16 protein-coding genes and 2 pseudogenes are annotated in these 21,714 nt (G+C 65.7%); 11 read left to right on the plus strand and 7 right to left on the minus strand.

The genetic code is table 11. The annotated features are described in order from the left end of the window. The first annotated feature begins 96 nt into the window (after positions 1–96). The 4 genes and pseudogenes from ACQP2U_RS02920 (at position 97) to purM (ending at position 5,248) form a co-directional block, all read left to right on the plus strand. Positions 97–1,107, plus strand: coding sequence for an ABC transporter permease (locus ACQP2U_RS02920; RefSeq protein WP_364358534.1), 1,011 nt, complete (start codon positions 97–99; stop codon positions 1,105–1,107). 35 nt (positions 1,108–1,142) lie between these two features. After that, positions 1,143–2,060: pseudogene (locus ACQP2U_RS02925) on the plus strand (ABC transporter permease); the annotation flags it as partial. 278 nt (positions 2,061–2,338) lie between these two features. Then, positions 2,339–4,024: an ABC transporter ATP-binding protein gene (locus ACQP2U_RS02930; RefSeq protein ID WP_397030414.1), complete on the plus strand. Its 1,686-nt coding sequence runs from the start codon at positions 2,339–2,341 to the stop codon at positions 4,022–4,024. A gap of 144 nt (positions 4,025–4,168) precedes the next feature. Beyond that, on the plus strand, positions 4,169–5,248 hold the full coding sequence (gene purM, locus ACQP2U_RS02935; protein ID WP_397030412.1) for a phosphoribosylformylglycinamidine cyclo-ligase: 1,080 nt from the start codon (positions 4,169–4,171) through the stop codon (positions 5,246–5,248). 584 nt (positions 5,249–5,832) lie between these two features. Here purM and ACQP2U_RS02940 read toward each other — a convergent pair. The 4 genes and pseudogenes from ACQP2U_RS02940 to ACQP2U_RS02955 all read right to left on the minus strand — a co-directional run bounded on the left by ACQP2U_RS02940 (position 5,833) and on the right by ACQP2U_RS02955 (position 9,116). Then, on the minus strand, positions 5,833–6,045 hold the full coding sequence (locus ACQP2U_RS02940; RefSeq protein ID WP_040686370.1) for a DUF3073 domain-containing protein: 213 nt from the start codon (positions 6,043–6,045) through the stop codon (positions 5,833–5,835). 175 nt (positions 6,046–6,220) lie between these two features. Further along, positions 6,221–7,165, minus strand: a complete 945-nt coding sequence (locus tag ACQP2U_RS02945; protein WP_433713267.1) for an asparaginase — start codon at positions 7,163–7,165, stop codon at positions 6,221–6,223. Between the two features lie 221 nt (positions 7,166–7,386). Further along, positions 7,387–8,001 (minus strand): annotated as a pseudogene (locus tag ACQP2U_RS02950) (MOSC domain-containing protein); the annotation flags it as partial. Beyond that, positions 8,001–9,116 carry a YgfZ/GcvT domain-containing protein gene (locus tag ACQP2U_RS02955; protein ID WP_433713268.1) on the minus strand — a complete coding sequence of 372 codons (1,116 nt, stop codon included), beginning with the start codon at positions 9,114–9,116 and terminating at the stop codon, positions 8,001–8,003. The gene ACQP2U_RS02955 and the pseudogene ACQP2U_RS02950, both read right to left, overlap by 1 nt. A gap of 1,107 nt (positions 9,117–10,223) precedes the next feature. On the opposite strand from ACQP2U_RS02955, the gene ACQP2U_RS02960 reads away from it, so the two are divergent. The 7 genes from ACQP2U_RS02960 to ACQP2U_RS02990 all read left to right on the plus strand — a co-directional run bounded on the left by ACQP2U_RS02960 (position 10,224) and on the right by ACQP2U_RS02990 (position 19,653). Further along, the gene (locus tag ACQP2U_RS02960) at positions 10,224–11,141 is read left to right on the plus strand and encodes an aminodeoxychorismate lyase (protein WP_433713270.1); all 918 of its coding nucleotides are present in this window, start codon (positions 10,224–10,226) and stop codon (positions 11,139–11,141) included. Positions 11,142–11,315: 174 nt separating this feature from the next. Then, positions 11,316–12,803, plus strand: coding sequence for a cytochrome ubiquinol oxidase subunit I (locus ACQP2U_RS02965; protein WP_433713271.1), 1,488 nt, complete (start codon positions 11,316–11,318; stop codon positions 12,801–12,803). Positions 12,804–12,812: 9 nt separating this feature from the next. Further along, positions 12,813–13,844, plus strand: a complete 1,032-nt coding sequence (gene cydB / locus ACQP2U_RS02970; protein ID WP_433713272.1) for a cytochrome d ubiquinol oxidase subunit II — start codon at positions 12,813–12,815, stop codon at positions 13,842–13,844. Positions 13,845–13,846: 2 nt separating this feature from the next. After that, positions 13,847–15,730, plus strand: a complete 1,884-nt coding sequence (cydD, locus tag ACQP2U_RS02975; protein ID WP_433713273.1) for a thiol reductant ABC exporter subunit CydD — start codon at positions 13,847–13,849, stop codon at positions 15,728–15,730. Between the two features lie 292 nt (positions 15,731–16,022). After that, a complete protein-coding gene (locus ACQP2U_RS02980; protein WP_433716352.1) occupies positions 16,023–18,317 on the plus strand; it encodes an ATP-binding cassette domain-containing protein in 2,295 nt (764 codons plus the stop codon). A 290-nt stretch (positions 18,318–18,607) separates the two neighbouring features. After that, the gene (locus ACQP2U_RS02985) at positions 18,608–19,045 is read left to right on the plus strand and encodes a hypothetical protein (protein WP_397030397.1); all 438 of its coding nucleotides are present in this window, start codon (positions 18,608–18,610) and stop codon (positions 19,043–19,045) included. Positions 19,046–19,068: 23 nt separating this feature from the next. Next, on the plus strand, positions 19,069–19,653 hold the full coding sequence (locus ACQP2U_RS02990; RefSeq protein WP_433713275.1) for a Uma2 family endonuclease: 585 nt from the start codon (positions 19,069–19,071) through the stop codon (positions 19,651–19,653). Here ACQP2U_RS02990 and ACQP2U_RS02995 read toward each other — a convergent pair. The 3 genes from ACQP2U_RS02995 to ACQP2U_RS03005 all read right to left on the minus strand — a co-directional run bounded on the left by ACQP2U_RS02995 (position 19,650) and on the right by ACQP2U_RS03005 (position 21,684). Next, entirely contained in the window at positions 19,650–20,357 is a 708-nt protein-coding gene (locus tag ACQP2U_RS02995) for an FABP family protein (RefSeq protein ID WP_433713277.1), read from the minus strand. The two genes, ACQP2U_RS02990 and ACQP2U_RS02995, sit on opposite strands and share 4 nt — an antisense overlap. A gap of 183 nt (positions 20,358–20,540) precedes the next feature. Then, positions 20,541–20,846, minus strand: a complete 306-nt coding sequence (locus ACQP2U_RS03000) for a DUF1416 domain-containing protein (RefSeq protein ID WP_062988334.1) — start codon at positions 20,844–20,846, stop codon at positions 20,541–20,543. Between the two features lie 4 nt (positions 20,847–20,850). After that, positions 20,851–21,684 carry a sulfurtransferase gene (locus tag ACQP2U_RS03005; RefSeq protein ID WP_397030391.1) on the minus strand — a complete coding sequence of 278 codons (834 nt, stop codon included), beginning with the start codon at positions 21,682–21,684 and terminating at the stop codon, positions 20,851–20,853. Positions 21,685–21,714 lie beyond the last annotated feature (30 nt).

Here is a 21,714-nt window from a genome sequence, read left to right on the forward strand (position 1 = left end):
ACGATTGCCGCCGCGGAAAAGCAGGCACCGGGTCGGGCCCGGCGCTTCGGGCTGCCGTGGGCCGGGAAGTCGAGTGGGGATTCCCGGCAGCTGGCGTTGTTGCGGTACTTGGTGATTCGACTGTTGTTGATCCTGCCGACGGCGTGGATCCTGGTCACCGTCGTGTTCTTCCTGATGCGGGTGATCGGCGATCCGATCAGCGCCGCAATGGGCGGACGGATGACCCAGGAACAGATCGAAGTGCGCAAGGAGGCGGCCGGTCTGAACCGGCCGATCCTGACTCAGTATTGGGAGTACATCTCTGGGCTGATGCACGGCGATTTCGGTCACTCCCAGGACAATCGGCAGATCAGCGAGGTGGTGACGACCTATGGCGCGGCCACCCTCGAGCTGGTGTTCTGGGCGCTGCTCGTCGCCTTCGCGGTCGGCGTTCCGCTCGGGAGATACGCGGCGACACACCGTGATTCGACCGCCGATGCCGGGCTGCGGCTCTTCGCCATCCTGGCCTATGCGGCGCCGGTCTTCTTCGTCGGTCTGCTGCTGAAGCTGATCTTCGCGGTGAAGCTGGAGTGGCTACCGGTCGCCGGCCGGGCGAGCACGCCCGTCGAGCTGCAACTGCAGCATGTTTCGCCGAAGACCAACATCATGGTTGTCGACGCAATCCTTTACGGGGACAACAGTTATCTGATCGACGTGCTGAAGCATGCGATATTGCCCGCGGTGGCACTGGGTCTGTTGACAGCGGGCATTTTCCTGCGCTTGGTGCGCGTCAATCTGATTCAGACGCTGCGCAGCGAGTTCGTGGATGCCGCACGGGCACGCGGACTTTCGGCGCGAGTGGTGACAGGAAGACATGCTGTGCGCAACGCGATGATTCCGATCATCACGGTGATGGGCATGTATATCGCCACGATGCTCGGCGGTGCGGTGCTCACCGAGACCACCTTCGAATGGAAGGGACTGGGTTATCAGCTCGCGGAATACCTGCATCAGCGCGATTTCATCGCGGTGCAGGGGATTGTCGCGTTCTTGGCACTGGCCGTCGCGGTCATCAGCTTCCTGGTGGATGTCGTTGTCGCGCTGATCGATCCGAGGGTGAGGTTCTGATGACCGCTCCGGAATTGGCGAACGAACCACTGGTGATGCCGCCGGTGCCGCCGACCAAACGCCGGCGGATTCCCGGATTGCGCCTGTTCACCATGACCGCCGGATTGCAGCGGGTGACGCTGATCGTCGGACTCGGGCTCGTCGCGGTATTCGTATTCGTGGCGATCTTCGCTCCGCTGATCGCGCCGTACGGGCTGGCCCAGAACTCCGCGGACGGTGTCGGTTTCGTCGCACAGCAACCGCCCTCGGGTCAGCATTGGTTCGGCACGTCGGTGCGCAGCGAGGATGTGCTGTCCCGGGTGATCTTCGGTGCCCGTACCGCGCTGTTGGTGATCGCGATCTCGTTGGTGATGTCACTGGTCGTCGGCGTGCCGCTGGGTCTGGTGTCCGGGTATATCGGACGTGCCCTCGACCGGGTGCTCGTACTGTTCATGGACGCCATCTACGCGTTCCCGACGTTGCTGCTCGCGATCGTCGTCTCCATCGTGGTCGCGGGTGGGCAGTCGAGCAGCTTCGGCGGCGTGCTGTCGGCGGCCGTCGCGATCACGGCGATCTATGTGCCGCAATACTTTCGGGTGGTTCGCAATGCGACCGTCGCGGTGAAGAACGAACCGTATGTGGACGCGGCCAGGGTCACCGGTGCCTCCACCACTCGAATCATGTTCCGGCACATTCTCGCCAACGTCACCCAGTCGCTGCCGGTGATCGTCACACTCAATGCGGGCGATGCCATCCTGACACTGGCCGCGCTCGGCTTCCTCGGTTTCGGTATCGAACCGACTCAGGCCGCCGAGTGGGGTTACGACCTGAATAAGGCGCTTTCCGATGTCTCCAATGGCATTTGGTGGACGGGCATATTCCCCGGTACCGCCATCGTGCTGGTGGTGCTCGGACTGACGCTGGTCGGCGAGAGCCTCAACGAGGTGCTCAATCCATTGCTGCGCACGCGCCGTGCCGTGAGCCCGGCGACCGTCGCCGGCGACACGCTGAGCGTCGCCGGCTCCGATCTCGAAAAGGGCGCGCCCGCAGCGCAACTCACCGCAGCGGAACTCGACCTCGTTATTGGGTCCGAGGACAGCGCCGAAAAAGGTAACGCCGAAATGGACGGGATCCCAGAGGGCAGCGCCGAAAGGGACAGTGCTCCAGAAAGTAGCGCCGGAAAGGGCAGTTCCGCGGTGGAGAGCGCCGAAAAGGACAGCGGTCCAGTCGAAAACACGGAAGGACCAGCGCGATGACGCAAGCGTCAGCCGAGACCGAGCGCCCGGCGCTGTCCATCGAATCGCTGTCGGTCACTTTCGCCACCGACGCCGGTCCCGTATACGCGGTCAGCGATGTCTCCTATGAGGTATTCCCCGGCGAGGTGCTTGCCATTGTCGGGGAATCCGGGTCGGGCAAATCGGTGAGCTCGCGCACCGCGATCGGGCTGCTGCCGGATACCGCGCGGGTCGAGGGACTGGTCACCCTCGGCGCGGACAAGGTCACCTCGATGAGTGAGCGGCAGCTCACCGCACTGCGCGGCGGCGCGATCTCGATGATCTTCCAGGAGCCGGGTCGTGCACTCGATCCGCTGTTCACGGTGGGCTATCAGATCGCCGAGGCACTGCGGGCGCACAGCGATATGAGCCGTAAGGCCGCCAAGTCCAGGGCGATCGAGCTGCTGCGGATGGTCGGACTGCCCGATCCGGAGCATCGGGTGGACTACTACCCGCATCAGCTCTCCGGCGGCCAGAAACAGCGCGTGATGATCGCGATCGCGATTTCCTGTGAGCCGAAGGTGATCATCGCCGACGAACCGACCACCGCACTCGATGTCACCGTGCAAGCCGAAATCCTGGAGCTGCTGCGCGATCTGCGTGATCGCATCGGCAGCGCCATCGTGCTGATCACCCACAACATGGGTGTCGTCGCCGATATCGCCGACCGGGTGGTGGTGATGCGCGACGGCAAGGTGGTCGAGCAAGCGTCGGTGGACGAGCTGTTCGCGGCTCCGAAGCAGGAGTACACCCGCAAACTCCTCGCCGCCGTACCGCATCTGGGCACCGAGCAGTTGGAGCACGGTGCGGTCGAGGAAGTCGCCACCGCCGAGCCGGTGCTCGCGGTGTCCGATCTGGTGGTGCAGTTTCCCGGACCGTTCGGCCGACCGCCGTTCCGTGCGGTGGACAACGTGAGTCTGTCCATTCGGCCCGGTGAAACGCTCGGCCTGGTCGGCGAATCCGGTTCCGGGAAGTCGACCATCGGCCGCTGCGTCGCGGCCTTGCAGCGCCCAACCTCCGGGGTGGTGAAGGTACGCGGACAGGACATCGCGGAGTTGTCCCAGCGGCAGCTGCGCCCGATTCGCCGCCGCTTCGGATTCGTCTTCCAGGATCCGGCCAGTTCGCTGAATCCGCGGCTCACCGTCGGCGACTGCGTGGCGGAACCGCTGATCGTGCACAAGGCGGGCAGCGCCACGCAGATCCGGGCGCGGGTCCGCAAACTCCTCGATGACGTGCAGCTGCCCGCGGGCACCGAACGCCGCTATCCGCACGAACTGTCCGGCGGCCAACGTCAGCGCGCCAGCCTGGCCAGAGCCCTGGTCCTCGATCCGGACCTACTGGTCGCCGACGAGCCGACCAGCGCGCTGGACGTCTCGGTGCAGGCGGCGGTGCTGGAACTGTTCGGACAGCTGCAGCAGGAGTGCGGCTGGGCCTGCCTGTTCATCAGCCACGATCTGGCGGTCGTCGACCAGCTGGCCGATCGGATCGTGGTACTGCGCAACGGCGCGGTGGTCGAGCAGGGGGATCGTGATCGCATCTTGCGCCGACCCGAACAGGAGTACACCCGGCGGCTGGTCGCCGCGGTCCCGGTTCCCGATCCGGTGGAGCAGCGACGCAGGCGCGCCCAATCCGCCGCGATGTTCGCCACCGGGCACACCGAGTGATCGGCGCGCGGCGTGTGCCCGGTACGAACGAGAAGACTGATTTCGGGAGCCATCCAGCGCGACGTCCGCTGCAAGCTTGTTATGTGACTCCGGTAGCGTGAGCTGGCATCTATCCGCCGATTCGGTTTGGAGCTCTCCCCGAAAATGACTGAACAGACCCCCACTGGTGCCGGTGCCTCGTACGCCGCAGCCGGCGTGGACATCGAGGCAGGCGACCGCGCAGTCGAGTTGTTCGGGCCATTGGCGAAGAAGGCCAGCCGGCCCGAGGTGCAGGGTGGGCTCGGCGGATTCGCCGGGCTGTTCGCACTGAAGGGTAGCTACCGCGAGCCGTTGCTCGCGGCCTCCACCGACGGGGTCGGTACCAAGATCGCAATCGCCCAGGCGATGGACAAGCACGACACCGTCGGCCTCGACCTGGTCGCTATGGTCGTCGACGATCTGGTGGTCTGCGGCGCCGAGCCGCTGTTCCTGCAGGACTACATCGCTATCGGCAAGGTCGTCCCGGAGAAGGTGGCCGAATTGGTCTCCGGTATCGCGGAGGGCTGCGTGCGTGCGGGCTGCGCACTGCTCGGCGGCGAGACCGCCGAACACCCCGGCCTGATGGATCCGGACGACTACGATCTGTCCGCGACCGGTGTCGGCGTGGTCGAGGCCGATTCGGTGCTTGGTCCGGATCGGGTGCGTCCCGGCGATGTGGTGATCGCCATGGGCTCCTCGGGTCTGCACTCCAATGGCTACAGCCTGGCCCGCAAGGTCCTGCTCGATATCGACCGGATGTCGCTGACCGGCCATATCGAGGAGTTCGGCCGCACCCTCGGTGAGGAGCTGCTGGAGCCGACGGTCATCTACGCCAAGGACTGCCTCGCGCTGATCGCCGAAACCGATGTGCGGACCTTCGCACACGTCACCGGCGGTGGTTTGGCCGCGAATCTGGGTCGGGTGATTCCCGCGGGCATGGTTGCCGAGCTCGATCGCGGCACCTGGAATCCGGCGCCGGTCTTCAAGATGATCGCCCAGCGCGGCCGGGTCGACCGGGTCGAGATGGAGAAGACCTTCAATATGGGCGTCGGCATGGTTGCCGTGGTGGCGCCCGAGGATGTCGACCGGGCCCTGGCCGTGCTGACGGCACGCCACATCGCTTGCTGGACCCTCGGCACCGTCAAGAAGGCCAAGGATGCCGAGGCGGTGCGCGCCGTCTTGGTCGGCGAGCACCCGCGCTTCTGAGTCTGTGTCTTTGGCAGCGCCTTCGGCGCTGCGGGTTCGCGGCCCCCTGGTGTCTCGCGTCCGAGCCGTCGAGACTCGCGCCTGCGGCGCATGCGCTTCGACGGCTCGGACGCGAGACGGGCCACGAACGGTCGCTCGTAAGACTCGCTCCGTGGTGGTTGGTGGTGGCGGGGGCGTTCGGCACCTGGTGCACGCATGCCGGGAGGTCGAGTCCCGCGCTTGGGCGCATGCGCTTCGATGGCTCGGACGCGAGACGGGCCGCGAACTCCTCGCTCGTAAGACTCGCTCCGTTGTGGTTGGGGATGGCGGATCGCTCGGCGCCTGATGGACATGCGCTAGGCGAGCGGGCCCCGTGCCTGTGTCGCATGCGCTTCGACGGCTCGGACGCGAGACGGGCCGCGAACGGGTCGCTCAGACTCGCGCGGTGTGGTTCCGTTTGTCGCGCAGGGAAATTCACAACAGCGTCCCGCATCGTCGGATGCGGGACGCTGTTGTTGTGCAAGCCTCGAATGGTTAGTCCGGTCACGCGGCGTCAACGGGTGAAGGGGGAGGCCCGTCGGCCTCCCCCTTCATCGTTTACCGAGTCAGCGGCGCCAGTCTTTGTAGTCGTCGTCCTCGTCCCAGCGGGATGAGGATTCGTCCGCGTCGTGCTCATCGGACAGCACACCACCACTCCGCTGGGAGGTGGGGCTACCCGAAAGCTCGCGCTGAAGGCTCGCGAAGTCAGTCGGCGCGGAGCTGTACTTCAGCTCGCGTGCGACTTTGGTCTGCTTTGCCTTAGCCCGGCCACGGCCCATGGCTGACCCCCTCGCGTCACTGCGGGGCGGCCTGGGGTTTGTTGGCGGCCCCGTTCGAATTAATACTCTTCCTGACAGACACTTTAGCGTGTGTCCGGCAGTCGCGCTTCCAGGAGTGGGGGAAGAACTCCTGAAGTGGCGCCGTTTGCCCGGTTGTCGCCGTCGGGCCGCCCCTTCAGACCACCCCGGGAATCGCTCGGATGACCCCGACCCTGGCGCCTCCGCCGAGCACCGGTGGCGCCGCGAGTTCGGCGTGCGCGGTGGTCCATTCGATGCCCATGCGATGCAGAATGGCCAGCGTCAGGGGGATTCGCGCACGGTCGTGACCATCGGCGATCTTGTAGGCGAAGGCCGTTCCGTCCGGTAGCGCGCCCGCGTGCACACCATCCGCGCCGATCTTGCAGACCAGGCCGGGGGTGGCCTGCATGGTCAATAAATCGGGTGCGTTGGTGCCGGAAATCACTCGCGGATTGCCGCGAATCGCATCGGCGACGCGTCGCTGCGGCGAGCCGGGCGCGGCGGTAGCCATGGCCGCGAAGGCCCGGGCCAGATTCACCAGTGAGACCGGGATGATCGGTAGACCACAGCCGTCGATGCCGAGGTCGGTTTCGGGCTCGCCGGTGAGGTCGGTAATGGTGGCGATCACCGCTTGTTGCAGCGGATGCGCCTGGTCCAGGTAGCCCTCGGTGGGCCAGCCATTGACGGCGCAGGTGGCGAGCATGGCCGCGTGCTTACCGGAGCAGTTCATGTAGACGCGGCGGGGTTCGTGCAGCGCGTCGGCCCGTGCGCGCTCATCCTGCGGCAGGTCGGGCGGGCATTCCAGGGCCTTCTCGTCGAAGCCGAAACGGTCGAGCAGGCGCTCGACCAGGGCGATGTGATCGGGTTCGCCGTAGTGCGATGCGGTCGTGATGGCCAGCTCGGCATCATCGAGCGGTTCGAAGCCGTTGCGCAGCAGGGTGATCGCCTGCATGGGCTTATTGGTGGAGCGCGGGAAGATCGGGACGTGCACCTCGCCGAGCCCCAGCGTCGGGTCACCGTCGGCGCCGAGGATCACCACCGAACCGCTATGCACGCATTCGCGGAAGCCGGAGCGGACCACCTCGACCAGTTCGACGGTCATAGCTCGGCTCCTGTTGGTTCGACGTGCTGCTCGCGGGCGCTCGGTGCATTGCCCTGCTGCTCGCGCGCGCCCGCCGGTTCGCCCTGCCGCTGGCGGGTGCCTGCCGTATCGAGCTGATGGGGGGTGCCTGCCGCGTTGGCCCGGTGCTCGCGCGCGTTTGCCACGTCGATCCGCCGCTCGCGGGCGTGGGTGGCATTGGCGTGGCGGCGGCCGTGCCGCTCGATCTGCATGCGCACATCATCGGAGATGGTCGGTTCGGCCGCGAGCAGAATCGCAAGAAGATCGGGATCGTGGCCGGTGAACAGGTCGCGGACGGTGATGCCATGGTCGGGTGTGTGCACGACGCGGACCTCGTCACCAGCGCCGATCGTGCCCTCGGTGAGGACGCGCAGGTAGGCGCCGGTATCACTGCGCAGCGCGAAGCGCTTGACCCATTGGCACTCACCGGACCAGTGCTGGAAGGTCGCGCACGGTACGCGAGGTGCGCTCACCTCGAGCAGGGTGTCACCGATGGTCCAGCGCGCACCGATCACCGCATCGCTTATCGGGAGTCCGGTGATGCGCAGATTCTCGCCGAACCAACCCGGAGGCAGTTCGCGGCCGAGTTCCTCGCCCCAGCGCCGGGCATCCTCCTCGGCGTAGGCATAGACGGCCTGATGTACACCGCCGTGATGCTTGGTGTCGCATACGTGATCGCCGTCGAGACCGCGGGCATGTGCGGCGACACGATGGAGAACGGCTCGCTTGTCGATGGCCGTCCTGCCGACGCGGGTCGGCACTTCCAACTCCGCATGGACGACGCACACGGCAAGCACCCGAGCGCTATCGGATTGCATCAACGGCCACGCAACCGGTCGACGGCGATCCGACCCGCCTGGGGTGCGTCGTCGGCTGGGACCGAATCCGGATCGATGGCGGCAGCGGTCGGGCCCGCGATCAGTTCGGTGCCGGTCGGGATCGTGCGCTTGAGCAAAGCCAATCCGATGGGACCGAATTCGTAGTGGTCGATGACGGTGCCGAGCCGACCGACGGTGCGACCACCCGCGGTGACCTCCGTGCCGGTGGTCGGTCGCTCGTCGGCCGAGCCGTCGAGATGCAGCAGCACCAGGTGGCGCGGCGGCTTGCCCAGGTTGTGCACCCGGGCCACGGTTTCCTGGCCGCGGTAGCAGCCCTTGTCCAGGTGCACCGCACCGTGTTCGGCGATACCGCCGATCCAGCGGGCCTCGTGCGGGATGGTTCGCTCGTCGGTGTCGAGTCCGATCCGGGGGCGCAGCGCCGCGACGCGCAGTGCCTCGAATGCCCACATGCCCGCCGGTTCGGCGCCTGCCGCGGTGAGGCGGGCCCAGCGGTCAGCGAGTTGGTCGCGCGGGATAACCAGATCGAAGGAGTCCGCGGTGGGCCACGGCATGCGGCGCAGGAAGCCGCCGTCCGGCAGCGGCACGGCGTCGTAGGTCTGCGGAAGCGTGGAAATGCGGAGCGCTTCGGTCAATTCGGTAGTGCGCGGGCCGAGCAGGCTCAGCACCGCGTGATCGGCGGCCTCGACCGGTTTGGCATCGGCCCAGAAGACCATCTTCGTCAGGAACTCCAGCAGCGCGGGTCCGCGCTCGCCCTCGGTATCGATCCACACCGTGCCATCGAGTTCGGTCAGCACGAAATGGTGCAGCACACGGCCATTGAGATCGAGATCCAGATTCTCGGCGGACCGCCCGTCACCGAGACTCGCGATGTCCTGGCTGCTGATGGTGTGCAACCAGGTCAGCCGCTCGGCCCCGGTGATTTTCAGGACGAAGCGATGCGACCGGTCGACGATCGCCACTCGCTCCGCAGCAGCGCGCTGCTCTCGGAATGGATCCCCGTAATGCCAGGCGACTGCGGAATCCGGCGAACCGGCCGCGCCCGCGACGGCGCCCGGGACAGCGAGGATGGGACTGGGTGCGACGACCACGGACACGTAAACCACTCTAAGCGCGAACCTCCTTGCTTGCTTTCAGCGGCCTATCCAGTCGTGCACACCGTCTACTTCTCCGCGACCACGGGAGCGGATTTACAAGCGAAGAGTTCGTGGCCTGTCTTGTGTTCGAGTCGTTGATGCGCATGCGGCGAAGTCGGCAGCCTCGACCTTCCAGCACGCGTGCACCGTGTGCCGGACGCCCCGCCGTCACGACCACAACGGAGCAGGTCTTACGAGCGAGGAGTTCGTGGCGCGTCTCGCGTCCGAGTCGTCGAAGCGGATGGGCCGCAGTCGCGGGGCTCGCCCTTGCTGCAGGGGTGCATCAGGTGTGGAACGTCCTGTCATCGCCAGCCCCAATGGAGTGAGTTTTCGTGCGAGGAGTTCGTGGCGCGTCTCGCGTCCGAGTCGTCGAAGCGGATGGGCCGCAGTCGCGGGGCTCGCCCTTGCTGCAGGGGTGCATCAGGTGTGGAACGTCCTGTCATCGCCAGCCCCAATGGAGTGAGTTTTCGTGCGAGGAGTTCGTGGCGCGTCTCGCGTCCGAGTCGTCGAAGCGGATGGGCCGCAGTCGCGGGGCTCGCCCTTGCTGCAGGGGTGCATCAGGTGTGGAACGTCCTGTCATCGCCAGCCCCAATGGAGTGAGTTTTCGTGCGAGGAGTTCGTGGCGCGTCTCGCGTCCGAGTCGTCGAAGCGGATGGGCCGCAGTCGCGGGGCTCGCCCTTGCTGCAGGGGTGCATCAGGTGTGGAACGTCCTGTCATCGCCAGCCCCAATGGAGTGAGTTTTCGTGCGAGGAGTTCGTGGCGCGTCTCGCGTCCGAGTCGTCGAAGCGGATGGGCCGCAGTCGCGGGGCTCGCCCTTGCTGCAGGGGTGCATCAGGTGTGGAACGTCCTGTCATCGCCAGCCCCAACGGAGTGAGTCTTACGAACGACCGTTCGCGGCCCGTCTCGCGTCCGAGCCGTCGAAGCGCATGCGACGAAGTCGCCAGTCTCGACGGCTCGGACGCGAGACACCAGGGGGCCGCGAACACGCCGCGCCGCAGGCGCGGCCAAAGATACAGCAAACAAACACAGTTCTAGGCGCGGTCAACGAACACCGCCTACTCTCGACCCATGGTGGATCGAGTTCTAGTAACACTCGACGGCGCCGTCCAGGATCCGGACGCGCCGTTGTTGTTTGCCGACGACATCGGCGTACTGCGCGGCGATGGTGTCTTCGAGTCGGTTTTGGTTCGTGCCGGTAACGCGTGCGCGATCGAATTTCATCTAGGCCGACTGCGTCGTTCGGCGCAGGCGCTCGATCTACCCGAGCCCGAGTTGGGGAAATGGCGCGACGCGGTCGAGACGGCGGCGAAAGAATGGGGGACCGAGCGCGAGGGGGTGATGCGGCTGGTCCTCACCCGCGGGCGTGATACCGAGCTTTCAGCCCCGTCCAGTGTGACTTCGGGCGATCTCGCGGCCGCGGTGCCGGTGCCGACTTCCTATGTGTTGGTGCTGCCGGTGCCGGAGCGGGTGCACAAGGCGCGCACCGATGGTGTCGCGGTGGTGTCGCTATCGCGCGGGATCTCGATCGATCTGGCCCAGGCCGCGCCGTGGCAGCTGCTGGGTGCGAAGACGCTGTCGTATGCCACAAATATGGCAGCGCTGCGGTTCGCGCAGCGGATGGGCGCAGATGATGTGATCTTCACCAGTACCGAGAACCGGGTGCTCGAGGGGCCGCGCTCGTCGGTTGTGATCGTGCGGGATAAGCAGTTGATCACTCCGCCCGCGAAGAACGGCGTACTGCCGGGGGTCACCCAGCGGGCGCTGTTCGCCGAGGCCGAGAAGGCCGGGTGGAAGTGCAGCTACGGCTCGTTGTTCACCGCCGACCTGTTGACTTGCGACAGCATTTGGCTTCTTTCGAGCATCACGCTCGCCGCCAGGGTGAACTCCCTCGACGGATTGCGCATGATGGCGCCGGACAATGCGGCCGAAATCATCGAATTGGTGGACCGGGGAGTGGAGCGGGCGGGGGCTATCGGCGATTGGTGAGTCGCCGGGCCGTGATCTTCGTCCTACTACGGCGTGTAGGAGTACTCGGCGAGCTCGGAAAACGGGTCGTTGAGGGGCTGAAGCCCCGGTGTGTGGTGGCATAGGCCTCCTTGATGGACCCTTTCCCGGGCGTACGCTTACTACGAAATGTCGTAGATCGGCGGGAGGTCGGTTTTGAGCGTCCTGGACTTATCGCGTTGGCAGTTCGGCATCACGACCGTCTATCACTTCATATTCGTACCGCTGACGATCGGGCTGGCCCCGCTGGTCGCTGGCATGCAGACCGCTTGGGTGATTACCGGCAAAGAGCACTGGTACCGGCTGACCAAATTCTTCGGCAAGCTGTTCCTGATCAATTTCGCACTCGGCGTCGCGACCGGCATCGTGCAGGAATTCCAGTTCGGCATGAACTGGAGCGAATACTCCCGCTTCGTCGGTGACGTCTTCGGCGCACCACTCGCGCTGGAGGCGCTCGTCGCATTCTTCCTGGAATCGACCTTCCTCGGCCTGTGGATCTTCGGCTGGACCCGGTTGCCGAAAACGCTGCATCTGGCGACGATCTGGCTTGTCGCGATCGGTGTGAACGCCTCCGCGTACTTCATCGTCGCGGCCAATTCGTTCATGCAGCATCCGGTCGGCGCCAAATACAACCCGGAGCGCGGGCGCGCCGAACTCACCAGCATCTGGACGGTGCTCACCAATAACACGACGCTGGCCGCATTTCCGCACGTGGTCGCCGGGGCGTTCCTTACTTCGGGAACTTTCGTGGTCGGCATCTGCGGCTGGTGGATGGTGCGCAACGCGCGCAGCGGCGAAGCGGCCAAAGTAGTCGAGGCGCAAACGATGTGGCGCTCGGGCGGACGCGCTGGCCTGTGGGTGATCGTCATTGCCGGTGTCGCGCTGTTCTTCACCGGCGATGTGCAGGGCAAGCTGATGTTCGAGCAGCAGCCGATGAAAATGGCCTCGGCGGAATCGCTGTGCAATACCGCAACCGATCCGGACTTCTCGGTGCTGACCATCGGCACGCACAACAACTGCGACAGCGTGACGCACGTGCTCGAGGTGCCCTATGTGTTGCCGTATCTGGCCAAGGGCAAGTTCAGCGACGTCACCCTGGACGGCGTCACCGATCTGCAGCATGCCTACAACGCGAAGTTCGGACCCGGCGACTACCGGCCCAATCTGTTCGTCACCTACTGGTCCTTCCGCGCCATGATCGGCCTGTCGGCCGGTGCGATCCTGCTCTGGATGGTCGGTCTATGGCTGACCCGAGGTGGCCGGATCACCGATAAGCGCTGGTACTCGTGGCTGTGCCTGATCGCGATCCCGACGCCGTTCCTGGCCAATAGCGCGGGCTGGGTCTTCACCGAAATGGGTAGGCAGCCATGGGTTGTCGCGCCGAATCCGACCGGTGACCAGAGTCTGCGTCTGATGGTGCAGCAGGGCGTCTCCGATCACGTCGCGGGCACGGTGATCACTTCGCTGGTGGTTTTCACCCTGCTCTACGGCGCGCTCGCGGTGGTGTGGTTCTACCTGATGCGGCGCTACACGGTCGCCGGAGCCGAGGCGCCCGCGACGACTTCGCCCGGCGGACCCGACGATACGGGCGGCCGTGATCGGGCCGAAGAACCTGCCGTCGAACAGCTTTCGTTCGCATACTAGGAGCCGACGATGAATCTGCAACAGTTCTGGTTTCTGCTGATCGGCGTCTTGTTCACCGGCTACTTCGTGTTGGAGGGCTTCGACTTCGGAGTCGGCATGCTGATGCCGATCCTCGGCAAGGGCAGCGATACCCGAAGGCGGGTCGTGCTCAATACGATCGGGCCGGTATGGGACGGCAATGAGGTCTGGTTGCTGACCGCGGGCGGGGCGATGTTCGCGGCCTTTCCGGAGTGGTACGCGAGCCTGTTCTCCGGTTTCTATCTCGCGCTGCTACTGGTGCTGGTCGCGTTGATCGTGCGGGTCTGCGCCATCGAATATCGCAGCAAGATCGACGATGCCCGGTGGCGGGCCTGGTGTGATGTCGCGATCGGAATCGGTTCCTGGGTACCGGCATTGGCGTGGGGGTGGGTGTTCGCGAATGTGGTGCGCGGGGTGCCGCTGAACGAGAAGAAGCACATCGCAGGTTCGGTGTGGGATCTGCTCGGGCCGTACGCATTGCTCGGCGGACTCGCGACCGGATTGCTATTCGCGCTGCACGGTGCGGTTTTCCTGGTGCTGAAGACCGGTGGTGAGGTGCGCGCCGATGCGGCGAAGACGGTGCGGTTGCTGCTGGCGCCGACGGCGGCCGTGGTCGGTGTGTTCGGAGTGTGGACGCAGCTGGCCTACGGAACCGGATGGACCTGGATTCCATTGGCGCTGGCCGTGCTCGGGCTGCTGCTCGCGGGTGCGGCGAGTTTCGCCGACCGTGACGGCTGGGCGTTCGTCGGCACAGCGGTCACCACCGCGGCGGCGACGGTGCTGCTGTTCGGGTCGCTGTATCCCAATGTGCTGCCGTCCACCATCAGCGACATGTTCAACCTGACCATCGACAACGCCTCTTCCACGCCGTACACGCTGAAGGTGATGAGCTGGGCGGCCTTGGTTGTCACGCCCGTGGTGCTCGGCTACCAGGGGTGGACGTATTGGGTTTTCCGCAAACGGATTACGGTCGAGCAGATTCCCGCGCCGATCGGCCTGCCGTTGGAAGCCGTCAAGGACTGATCATGGCTCGTCCGCCCGTCGACCCCCGGTTGTGGAAGTACGCGCGCTCGGCTCGTCGCTATCTGGTGCTGAGTGTGGGGTTGTCCGTGGTGATCACGGGTTCGATCGTGGTCACGGCGGTCGCGCTGGCGAAGGTGTTGGCCGGGGTTGTCACCGATCCCGGTCGGCGCAGCTTCGGTGCGTGGACATTCGAGTTGGTCGTGCTCGGCGTCGCGATCGGCTGTCGGCTGCTCGCCACCTGGGCGCAGTCGCGGATCGCGCATCGGGCGGGGGCGGCGGTGGTTGCCGAACTGGAAACCGCGGTGCTCGCGGCCGGCGCGCAGCTGCCGCCGCGCGAACTCGAAAGCCGCCGAACCGAACTCGCGGTTGTCGTGAGTACCGGGCTGACGGGGTTGCGAGCGTATCTCACCGGATATCTTCCCGCGCTGCTCCTCACTTGCCTCGTGCCGCCGATTGTTTTGGTGGTCATCGGATTCCACGATCCGATCTCCGGTGTGATCGCGCTGGTCACGCTGCCGTTGATTCCGGTGTTCATGGTGCTTATCGGGCTGCTCACGCAGGGGCGGGCGCAGGCCACGCTCGTCGCGACTACTCGGCTCTCGGATCAATTGCTCGATCTCTTCGCTGGGATGCCGACGCTGCGCGCGTTGGGTCGGGAGGGTAGCGCGGGGCGCACGGGTTCGATGGAACATCGCGTGCGCGAGCTCGGGGACGCGTTGCGGCAGCGCACCATGCGTGCGCTTCGAATCGCGTTTTTGTCGTCGATGGTGCTGGAGATGCTTGCCACGTTGAGCGTCGCATTGATCGCGGTGTCCATCGGTTTGCGGCTGGTGTACGGCGAGATGACTCTCCATGCCGGGCTGGTGGCGTTGATTCTCGCGCCGGAGGTGTATCTCCCGCTGCGGATGGTGGGGGAGCGGTTCCATGCGGCGCAGGATGGAATGGCGGCCGCGGACAAGGCCTTTGCTGTGCTCGAACCTTCCACGGTTACGCGGGCCCAGGTCGAATCGGGTGTCGATGGTCTGTTCGAAACCACGAATGGCATTGATGCCATGGCCGCCGTCGGCTCCCGCCGTGGGATTGTTGGCAGTGCGGAGGCTCTGCTGAGCGGGGACGGCGGAAGGGAACTCGGTTCAGCGGCAGTAAATGGCAATCGTCCTGGCAAGAAGGCCGCAGTCGTTAGAGACGTCCGGGGCCTGATCGAGATATGTGATCTCGCGGTCCGCGCCCGGGACGGATTTGCGCCCGCCGGGCTGACTGCGGAGTTTCGGCCGGGCGTGGTGACGGTGTTGACCGGGCCGAACGGGTGCGGGAAATCGACCGCGCTGCAAGCAATTCTGGGTTTGATCTCACCGGAGCGCGGCTCAGTGAAGATCGACGGCACCGACGTACGTGAACTGGATCAGCGGTCTTGGTGGTCCCGTGTTGCCTGGCTGCCGCAGCGTCCGGTGTTGGTCCCGGGAACACTGCGCGAGAATCTCGAACTGCTCGGCGCGCACACCACCGATACCACCGCCAAGGGCGCGGCCCGAGTGCTCGACGAACTCGAAGCCGCCTGCATCGCAACCGGATTCGACACGGTACTCGACGAACTCCCCGACGGCTGGAACACGATTGTCGGCGCAGGTGGCATCGGCCTGTCTCTCGGCCAGCGCCAACGTCTGGCCCTCACCCGAGTGCTCGCCGCCGATCGCCCCATCCTCCTGCTGGACGAACCAACCGCCCACCTGGACTCCGCCGCCGAAGCCACCGTCCTCGCCGCACTACGGCAGCGAGCCCGCACCGGCGCCACCGTAATCGTCATAGCTCACCGCCCAACCGTGCTTGCCGCCGCCGACCAGATAGTCCCCATCCATTCCACCGACCTCCAGGTGGTCGTCTCATGAACAGTCGAGTTCCGCCGAGCGATATCGGGCGTCATCGGACGCCGGGCACTATCCCGCCCGATCGGCGAGCGTGTGCTCTCGGCTCGTCGAATCGGCGCGCGGTACCTGTCGAGGGGTTCAGCGCGGCAGCCGCATCGAGGATAACGGCTGGTCGAGACGTAGTGACGTGGCTCGGTCAGTGGCCGAGAGTCTCGCCGGGTCATGCTGTCGAAGGCGATGCGCGATGAGTATCGGTGCGAGAGAAACTTCGACGGAGCGCGGCGCTCGCGCGGTGTGGGCGGATCTGCGGCGGATGTGGGGGCTGCTCGAGTTGTCGCCGTGGCGGGTTGCGGTGGCGATCGGGTGGGGCGCGTTGGCGCTGGGCAGCGGGCTCGGGCTGGCGGCATTGGCGGCGTGGTTGATCGCGCGTGCCTGGGAGATGCCCCCGGTGCTCGATCTGAGCGTGGCTGTTGTCGCGGTACGGGCGCTGGGCATCTCGCGCGGACTGTGCCGATATCTGGAACGCCTTGCCACCCACGATGTTGCGCTGCGCGCGATGACGACCGCTCGGACAACCGTTTACCGGACACTCGCGCACTCCGATGTCTGGATGCGGCGGAATATGCGCGGCGGAGATTCGAACGGGGCAGCCGAAGCCGACGGCGTGCACGCCGGGGAGTTCGATGGGTCGATTCATGGGCTCGGCGACAGTGCGCGGGCTGGCTCGGCCGATGGCTTCAGTCGTCGGCGCGGCCGGAATCGCTCGATCGCCGAATCGCGGGGTGTCGCTGCAGCGGTGTCCGACGCGCCCGAACTCGCTGCTGCGGACAACGCCGGGACGCCCGAGCCCGCCCTGTCCGGTCGACATGGCGCGGTGACCACGTTCGGCAGGGGAGATACTTCGGACGGCGGTGTGGGTCGGCCGGTCGCCGAACCGGATTCCGCGGGCGCTGCGTCATTGCGGCGCGGCGACCTGCTGGTTCGGATCGGCAGCGATATCGATGATCTCGGTGCCGTCGTCGTGCGGGTATTCGTGCCGATCGCGGTCGCGATCGTGCTCTCGCTGGCGGCGATCGGACTCATGGCCACCATTTCGGTCGGCGCGGCGGCCATTCTGGCCGTATCGCTCGGCGTTGCCGGAATCGTCGCACCGTGGCTGTCGGGGTGGGCCGCTCGTGCAGCCGAGCGTGCGGTGCGCACCGACCGCGCCGAATTCACCGCGCAAGCGCTCACCGTCCTCGATCATGCGGCCGAACTCCGCGTCGCGGGGAAGCTGGACACCGCGCTGGCGGCCGCCGATCGCGCCGGACAACGTGCGGTGGCAGCCGAGGATGCCGCGGCCGCACGCAGCGCCTGGGCCGCCGCAGCCACACCCCTTTCGATCGGTGCCAGCGTCCTGGGGTCCCTGTTGATCGGTATAGCGATCTACGGCCCCAACCAACCCGCGATGACCCCGATGGCCCTCACCATCCTCGTCCTGCTTCCCCTCTCGGCCTTCGAAGCAGTTGCCCCACTACCCGCGGCCGCCCAAGCTCTGACCACCGCTCGTGCCGCCCTCCATCGCCTTCCCGTGCGAGAGATAACCCGAAACCCGATGGCGCAGCGGGCCGAGCGACCATTCGCCAACCACCCCAGTGGGTCGGTACGAAACCATTTGCCGGAGAGTGCGTCCAGCCGAGGCGAGGACAGCAGGCATGGCGTTGCGCGGTCAGACAGTGTCACCCGTACATTCGATCGCCCGCATGCCGATACGCGTACGCGTAACGCGCGAGACCTATTGCCGGACAGTACCGAGGACAGCTCGCCGCGTGTCGCACGCTCGTCAGCCGGTAGCCTGCGTGCGTCCGATCGGCCGGTTGCCGATGAAGGCATTCGCGATGCCCGAGATGTGTTGCTGGACAGCCCAGTGGAAGACAACAGGTGTGGTGTCGCTGGTTCGTCGTCGGACGGCGCTGCCGATGAGCGCATCCGCGATGCGCGAGAACTATTGCCGGGCAATCTCCCCGAGCGGCCGAAAGGGAGGCGGATCGCCGTTGTCGGACCGAGCGGGGCGGGTAAGACGACGTTGCTCATGGCGTGGGCGGGGCTGTTCGACACACCTGTGCCGGGTGTGACGTTCTTTGCCGAGGATGCGCACATCTTCGGCACCTCCGTGCTCGAGAACCTGCGTGTCGCGCGTGGGGATCTCACTGTCGAAACGGCCGAGACGGCGTTGCGCGTGGTCGGTCTCGGGGATTGGCTGGAATCGCTGCCCGATGGTGTGCGCACCGACCTGGTCGGGGGTGCGGCGGCGGTGTCGGGTGGGCAGCGGCGGCGGATTCTGCTCGCCCGGGCGCTCATTTCGCCCGCGCGGGTGCTGCTGCTCGATGAGCCGACCGAACATCTCGAGGCGGAGGCGGGCGCCCGATTGCTGCGCGAACTACTCGATGTCGACAGCGGTCTGGTCGAACCCGACCGAATTGTGGTTGTCGTCACACATCAGCTGCCATTCGATCACCGCGCCGAAGTGGTGCTGCACATCGATGCATCAAGCCAGGTCATGACCACTGGAGCAGATGCGGAACGCACCGATTCAGCGGCCCGCGAAATTCCGTTGCCGACTCGCTGACCGCTGACTAGATTCGTTTGTACACAAGGAAGGAGGTGGTTCGAAGAATGTATGTTCAAAGGACTTGTGAGGTGGCTGTCCGCTAGCGCCACCGCTGCAACGGATTCCGTTCGCGCGAGTGCTGAGCGAATTCCAGGCAGCCACCCGGCCCCCGAGCTACCGGTCTAGTCCGACCGGGACCCATGCAGACTTCACCGTCGGCGGGGTATGGCTCGGGGGCCGTTCCCTTTTCGGCACAATTCTCTCGGACGGTAGAGTCCGGCGACCGGGTTCGACACGAGGGGTAGCCGATGCCATTGGAGGGTCTCGCGGCAGTGGTTGGACGCCGCATCAGGGCGGTTCGCCGCATGTTCTATGTACAGGGCAGTGATGTCGACCGCACCGAAGGCCCCATCGAATTGACCTTCGACGACGGTTCGGTGCTGCTGCTGGACGCTGGCACCGACGGCGAGGAACTCCTCGTCGCATCGACCCCGTGGCGCGACCCGTTCGCCGGCCTCACCGAACCCGAATACATCGAATACGTCGCCGAATCCGGCAAATACACCGCCTTCGACGTCGGCGCCGAACCCCCGTACTCAGACCTGATCGGCTCCCACATTGCCGCCGTCTCCGAATCCCGCCTGCACGACGACCGCCTCCGCGCCGCCGTCCTCGAAGTAAACGGCGCCAAACTCGCCATCGAAACCCTCGCCGACGAACTCCTCGTCACCTGGCACCCAACCTGACGGCCAGGGGTTACTCTGGGGCAATGACCGTTGAGCCGTTGCCCGACTGGGTGATTCCGCCTGCCGGTGGATTCACGGTCGAGGACTTCCTGGAGCTGCGCGGCCTTCCCAAGCACACTGAGTTGATCGATGGGGGTCTGGTCTTCGTGAGTCCGCAGGAGAGATGGCACAGCCGGGCCGTGTCGATTCTCTGGCGGGACCTCGACCAACAAACTCCGCCGGATCTCTACGCCGACCGTGAGATGGCCGTCAAACTCGGACCGCGCCAGATGCCGGAGCCCGATGTTCTGGTGGTCAGCATGTCCGCGGTTCGCCGAGAGAATCCATCCACCTACTACTTCGCTGAGGATATTGTTCTCGCGGTGGAAGCGGTGTCTCCGGATTCCGAGGAGCGCGACCGCGAGACCAAGCCTGCCAAGTATGCGAAGGCGGGAATCCCGAACTATTGGCGGGTCGAGCGTCGTGATGATGAAGCCGTCGTCTACGTCTACGAACTCGACCCCGTAGCGCATTGCTACGTCCCCGTGGGCATCTTCCACGACCGCCTGAAAATCGGCGTCCCGTTCCCGATCGATATCGACCTGACATCGATCGGGCGACGCGGCTAACCGATGTAGCGCTGCAAACGTGCCGACAGGCGGGGCTCGAGGGGGCCGTCGGCCACGACGCGCTCCTCGACGTAGGCCAAATCACCGCCTTCGACAATGCCGTACAGGCGTTTGGCTCCGCCGACGACGATGCCGGATTGGCTGCGAATGACGACATCGGTGGCCAATTCCCAGGAGGACTGGGTCAGTGCGGTGCCGTAGAAGAGTTCGACGATGCCGGTGCTGTGGGTCAGCAGCAGTTCGATGACCTCGTCATCGCCGTCGATGCCGACTCGCCAGAAGCCGCTCTCACGCAGATCGGGACCGCCGTAGGAGCCGTCGGATTCGATCACCCAGGAACGGGAGTCCCAGGACAGGTAGTCGCCGCCGTCGTGGGAGACGATGATCTGCTGGCCGAAGCGGTAGTCGCCACGCGCGGGATCATTGCCCTCCCCCTCCCCGCGCCACACACCGACCATCGGCAGCAGAGCGAGCATCGAAGAACTCAGATCCGGGCCGAGCCGCAGATTCGCGGTGTCCTCGGGCAGCGGCAGATCCGGTAGCACCGGAATATTGCGCGCACCAGTCCATTTCGCCCGTTCGGCCGCCTCGGCCACGGCCTCGTCGCCACTGCGGCGCGGAGCCGACTCGGCCGGGCCGTTGCCGTTCAGTTGTTCACTCGCTCGCTCGGCCGGGTTGGAACCTTCGCTCGCGAGTTCACTCATGATTCGGTGAACAACCGGTAGAAGACGTACAGGCCGAACCAGCCGATCAGAACGGCCACGGCCACCAGCAGAATCTCGAAGAAGAGGACCACAACTGGAGTCTAACGAGTTGCGTCCCGCCCAGCACAACGGCCCCGTTGCTTCCCGGTTACCGGGAAACGACGGGGCCGTCGGCGCGATTACTTACTTGGCGACTGCCACATCCACGGCGTGGATGCCCGCGCCCTCCGGACGAACTTCGGCCGAGCCGTTGCCCGAGGAGGACAACGCCCGTACGGTCCACGCGCCCGGCGCCGCGAAGAAGCGGAAATCGCCGGTGCCCGAGGCTACGACCTCGGCGGTGAAGTCACCGTTGCCGTCGAGCAGGCGCACGAACGCGCCGCCGACCGGCTGACCGTCGGTGCTCAGAACACGGCCGGTGATGACCGTTTCCTTCTCGACATCGACTCCGGCCGGAATGGCCTGTCCCTGGGTAGGTGCTGCGCACATGTGATTACTCTCCCAACTCGATCGGTGCACCGACGAGCGAGCCGTATTCGGTCCAGCTGCCGTCGTAGTTCTTGACATTCTGGTGGCCCAGCAGCTCCTGCAGCACGAACCAGGTGTGCGAGGAGCGCTCACCGATGCGGCAGTAGGCGATGGTGTCCTTGGACCCGTCGAGTCCGGCCTCGCCGTAGATCTCGGTCAGCTCGGCATCGGACTTGAAGGTGCCGTCCTCGTTCGCGGCCTTGCTCCACGGCACGTTGATGGCGCCGGGGATGTGACCGGGGCGCTGGCTCTGCTCCTGCGGCAGGTGGGCCGGAGCCAGGATCTTGCCAGAGAACTCGTCAGGGGAGCGCACGTCGACCAGGTTCTTGGTGCCGATGGCGGCGATGACCTCATCGCGGAACGCGCGGATGGACAGGTCGGGGGCGGCGGCCTTGTACTGGGTGGCCGGGCGGTTCACGGCGTCGCGGGAAAGCGGACGACCGTCGAGCTCCCACTTCTTGCGGCCGCCGTCGAGCAGCTTGACGTTGTTGTGGCCGTACAGCTTGAAGTACCAGTAGGCGTACGCCGCGAACCAGTTGTTGTTGCCGCCGTAGAGCACGACCTCGTCGTCGTTCGAGATGCCGCGCGCCGAGAGCAGATCGGAGAACTGCTCCTGGTTCACGAAGTCCCGCCGAACCTGATCCTGCAGGTCCTTCTTCCAGTCGAGCCGAACGGCACCCTCGATGTGGCCGCCGTCGTAGGCGGAGGTGTCCTCATCGACCTCGACGAAGACGACGCCGGGGGCGTTGAGGTTCTCTTCGGCCCAGTCAACGGAGACCAGGACATCGGAGCGAGCCATGTTGTTCCTTTCGGGGTGGTGACTTGCAGT

Source organism: Nocardia sp. CA-084685 (genome assembly GCF_050955785.1).
In the GTDB taxonomy this organism is placed as follows: domain Bacteria; phylum Actinomycetota; class Actinomycetes; order Mycobacteriales; family Mycobacteriaceae; genus Nocardia.

Coding starts and splice junctions, on each gene's coding strand:
- ACQP2U_RS02930 (WP_397030414.1), top strand. CDS start 2,339: ATGACGCAAGCGTCAGCCGAGACCGAGCGCCCGGCGCTGTCCATCGAA.
- purM (WP_397030412.1), top strand. CDS start 4,169: ATGACTGAACAGACCCCCACTGGTGCCGGTGCCTCGTACGCCGCAGCC.
- ACQP2U_RS02940 (WP_040686370.1), bottom strand. CDS start 6,045: ATGGGCCGTGGCCGGGCTAAGGCAAAGCAGACCAAAGTCGCACGCGAG.
- ACQP2U_RS02945 (WP_433713267.1), bottom strand. CDS start 7,165: ATGACCGTCGAACTGGTCGAGGTGGTCCGCTCCGGCTTCCGCGAATGC.
- ACQP2U_RS02960 (WP_433713270.1), top strand. CDS start 10,224: ATGGTGGATCGAGTTCTAGTAACACTCGACGGCGCCGTCCAGGATCCG.
- cydB (WP_433713272.1), top strand. CDS start 12,813: ATGAATCTGCAACAGTTCTGGTTTCTGCTGATCGGCGTCTTGTTCACC.
- cydD (WP_433713273.1), top strand. CDS start 13,847: ATGGCTCGTCCGCCCGTCGACCCCCGGTTGTGGAAGTACGCGCGCTCG.
- ACQP2U_RS02980 (WP_433716352.1), top strand. CDS start 16,023: ATGTGGGGGCTGCTCGAGTTGTCGCCGTGGCGGGTTGCGGTGGCGATC.
- ACQP2U_RS02985 (WP_397030397.1), top strand. CDS start 18,608: ATGCCATTGGAGGGTCTCGCGGCAGTGGTTGGACGCCGCATCAGGGCG.
- ACQP2U_RS02990 (WP_433713275.1), top strand. CDS start 19,069: ATGACCGTTGAGCCGTTGCCCGACTGGGTGATTCCGCCTGCCGGTGGA.
- ACQP2U_RS02995 (WP_433713277.1), bottom strand. CDS start 20,357: ATGAGTGAACTCGCGAGCGAAGGTTCCAACCCGGCCGAGCGAGCGAGT.
- ACQP2U_RS03000 (WP_062988334.1), bottom strand. CDS start 20,846: ATGTGCGCAGCACCTACCCAGGGACAGGCCATTCCGGCCGGAGTCGAT.
- ACQP2U_RS03005 (WP_397030391.1), bottom strand. CDS start 21,684: ATGGCTCGCTCCGATGTCCTGGTCTCCGTTGACTGGGCCGAAGAGAAC.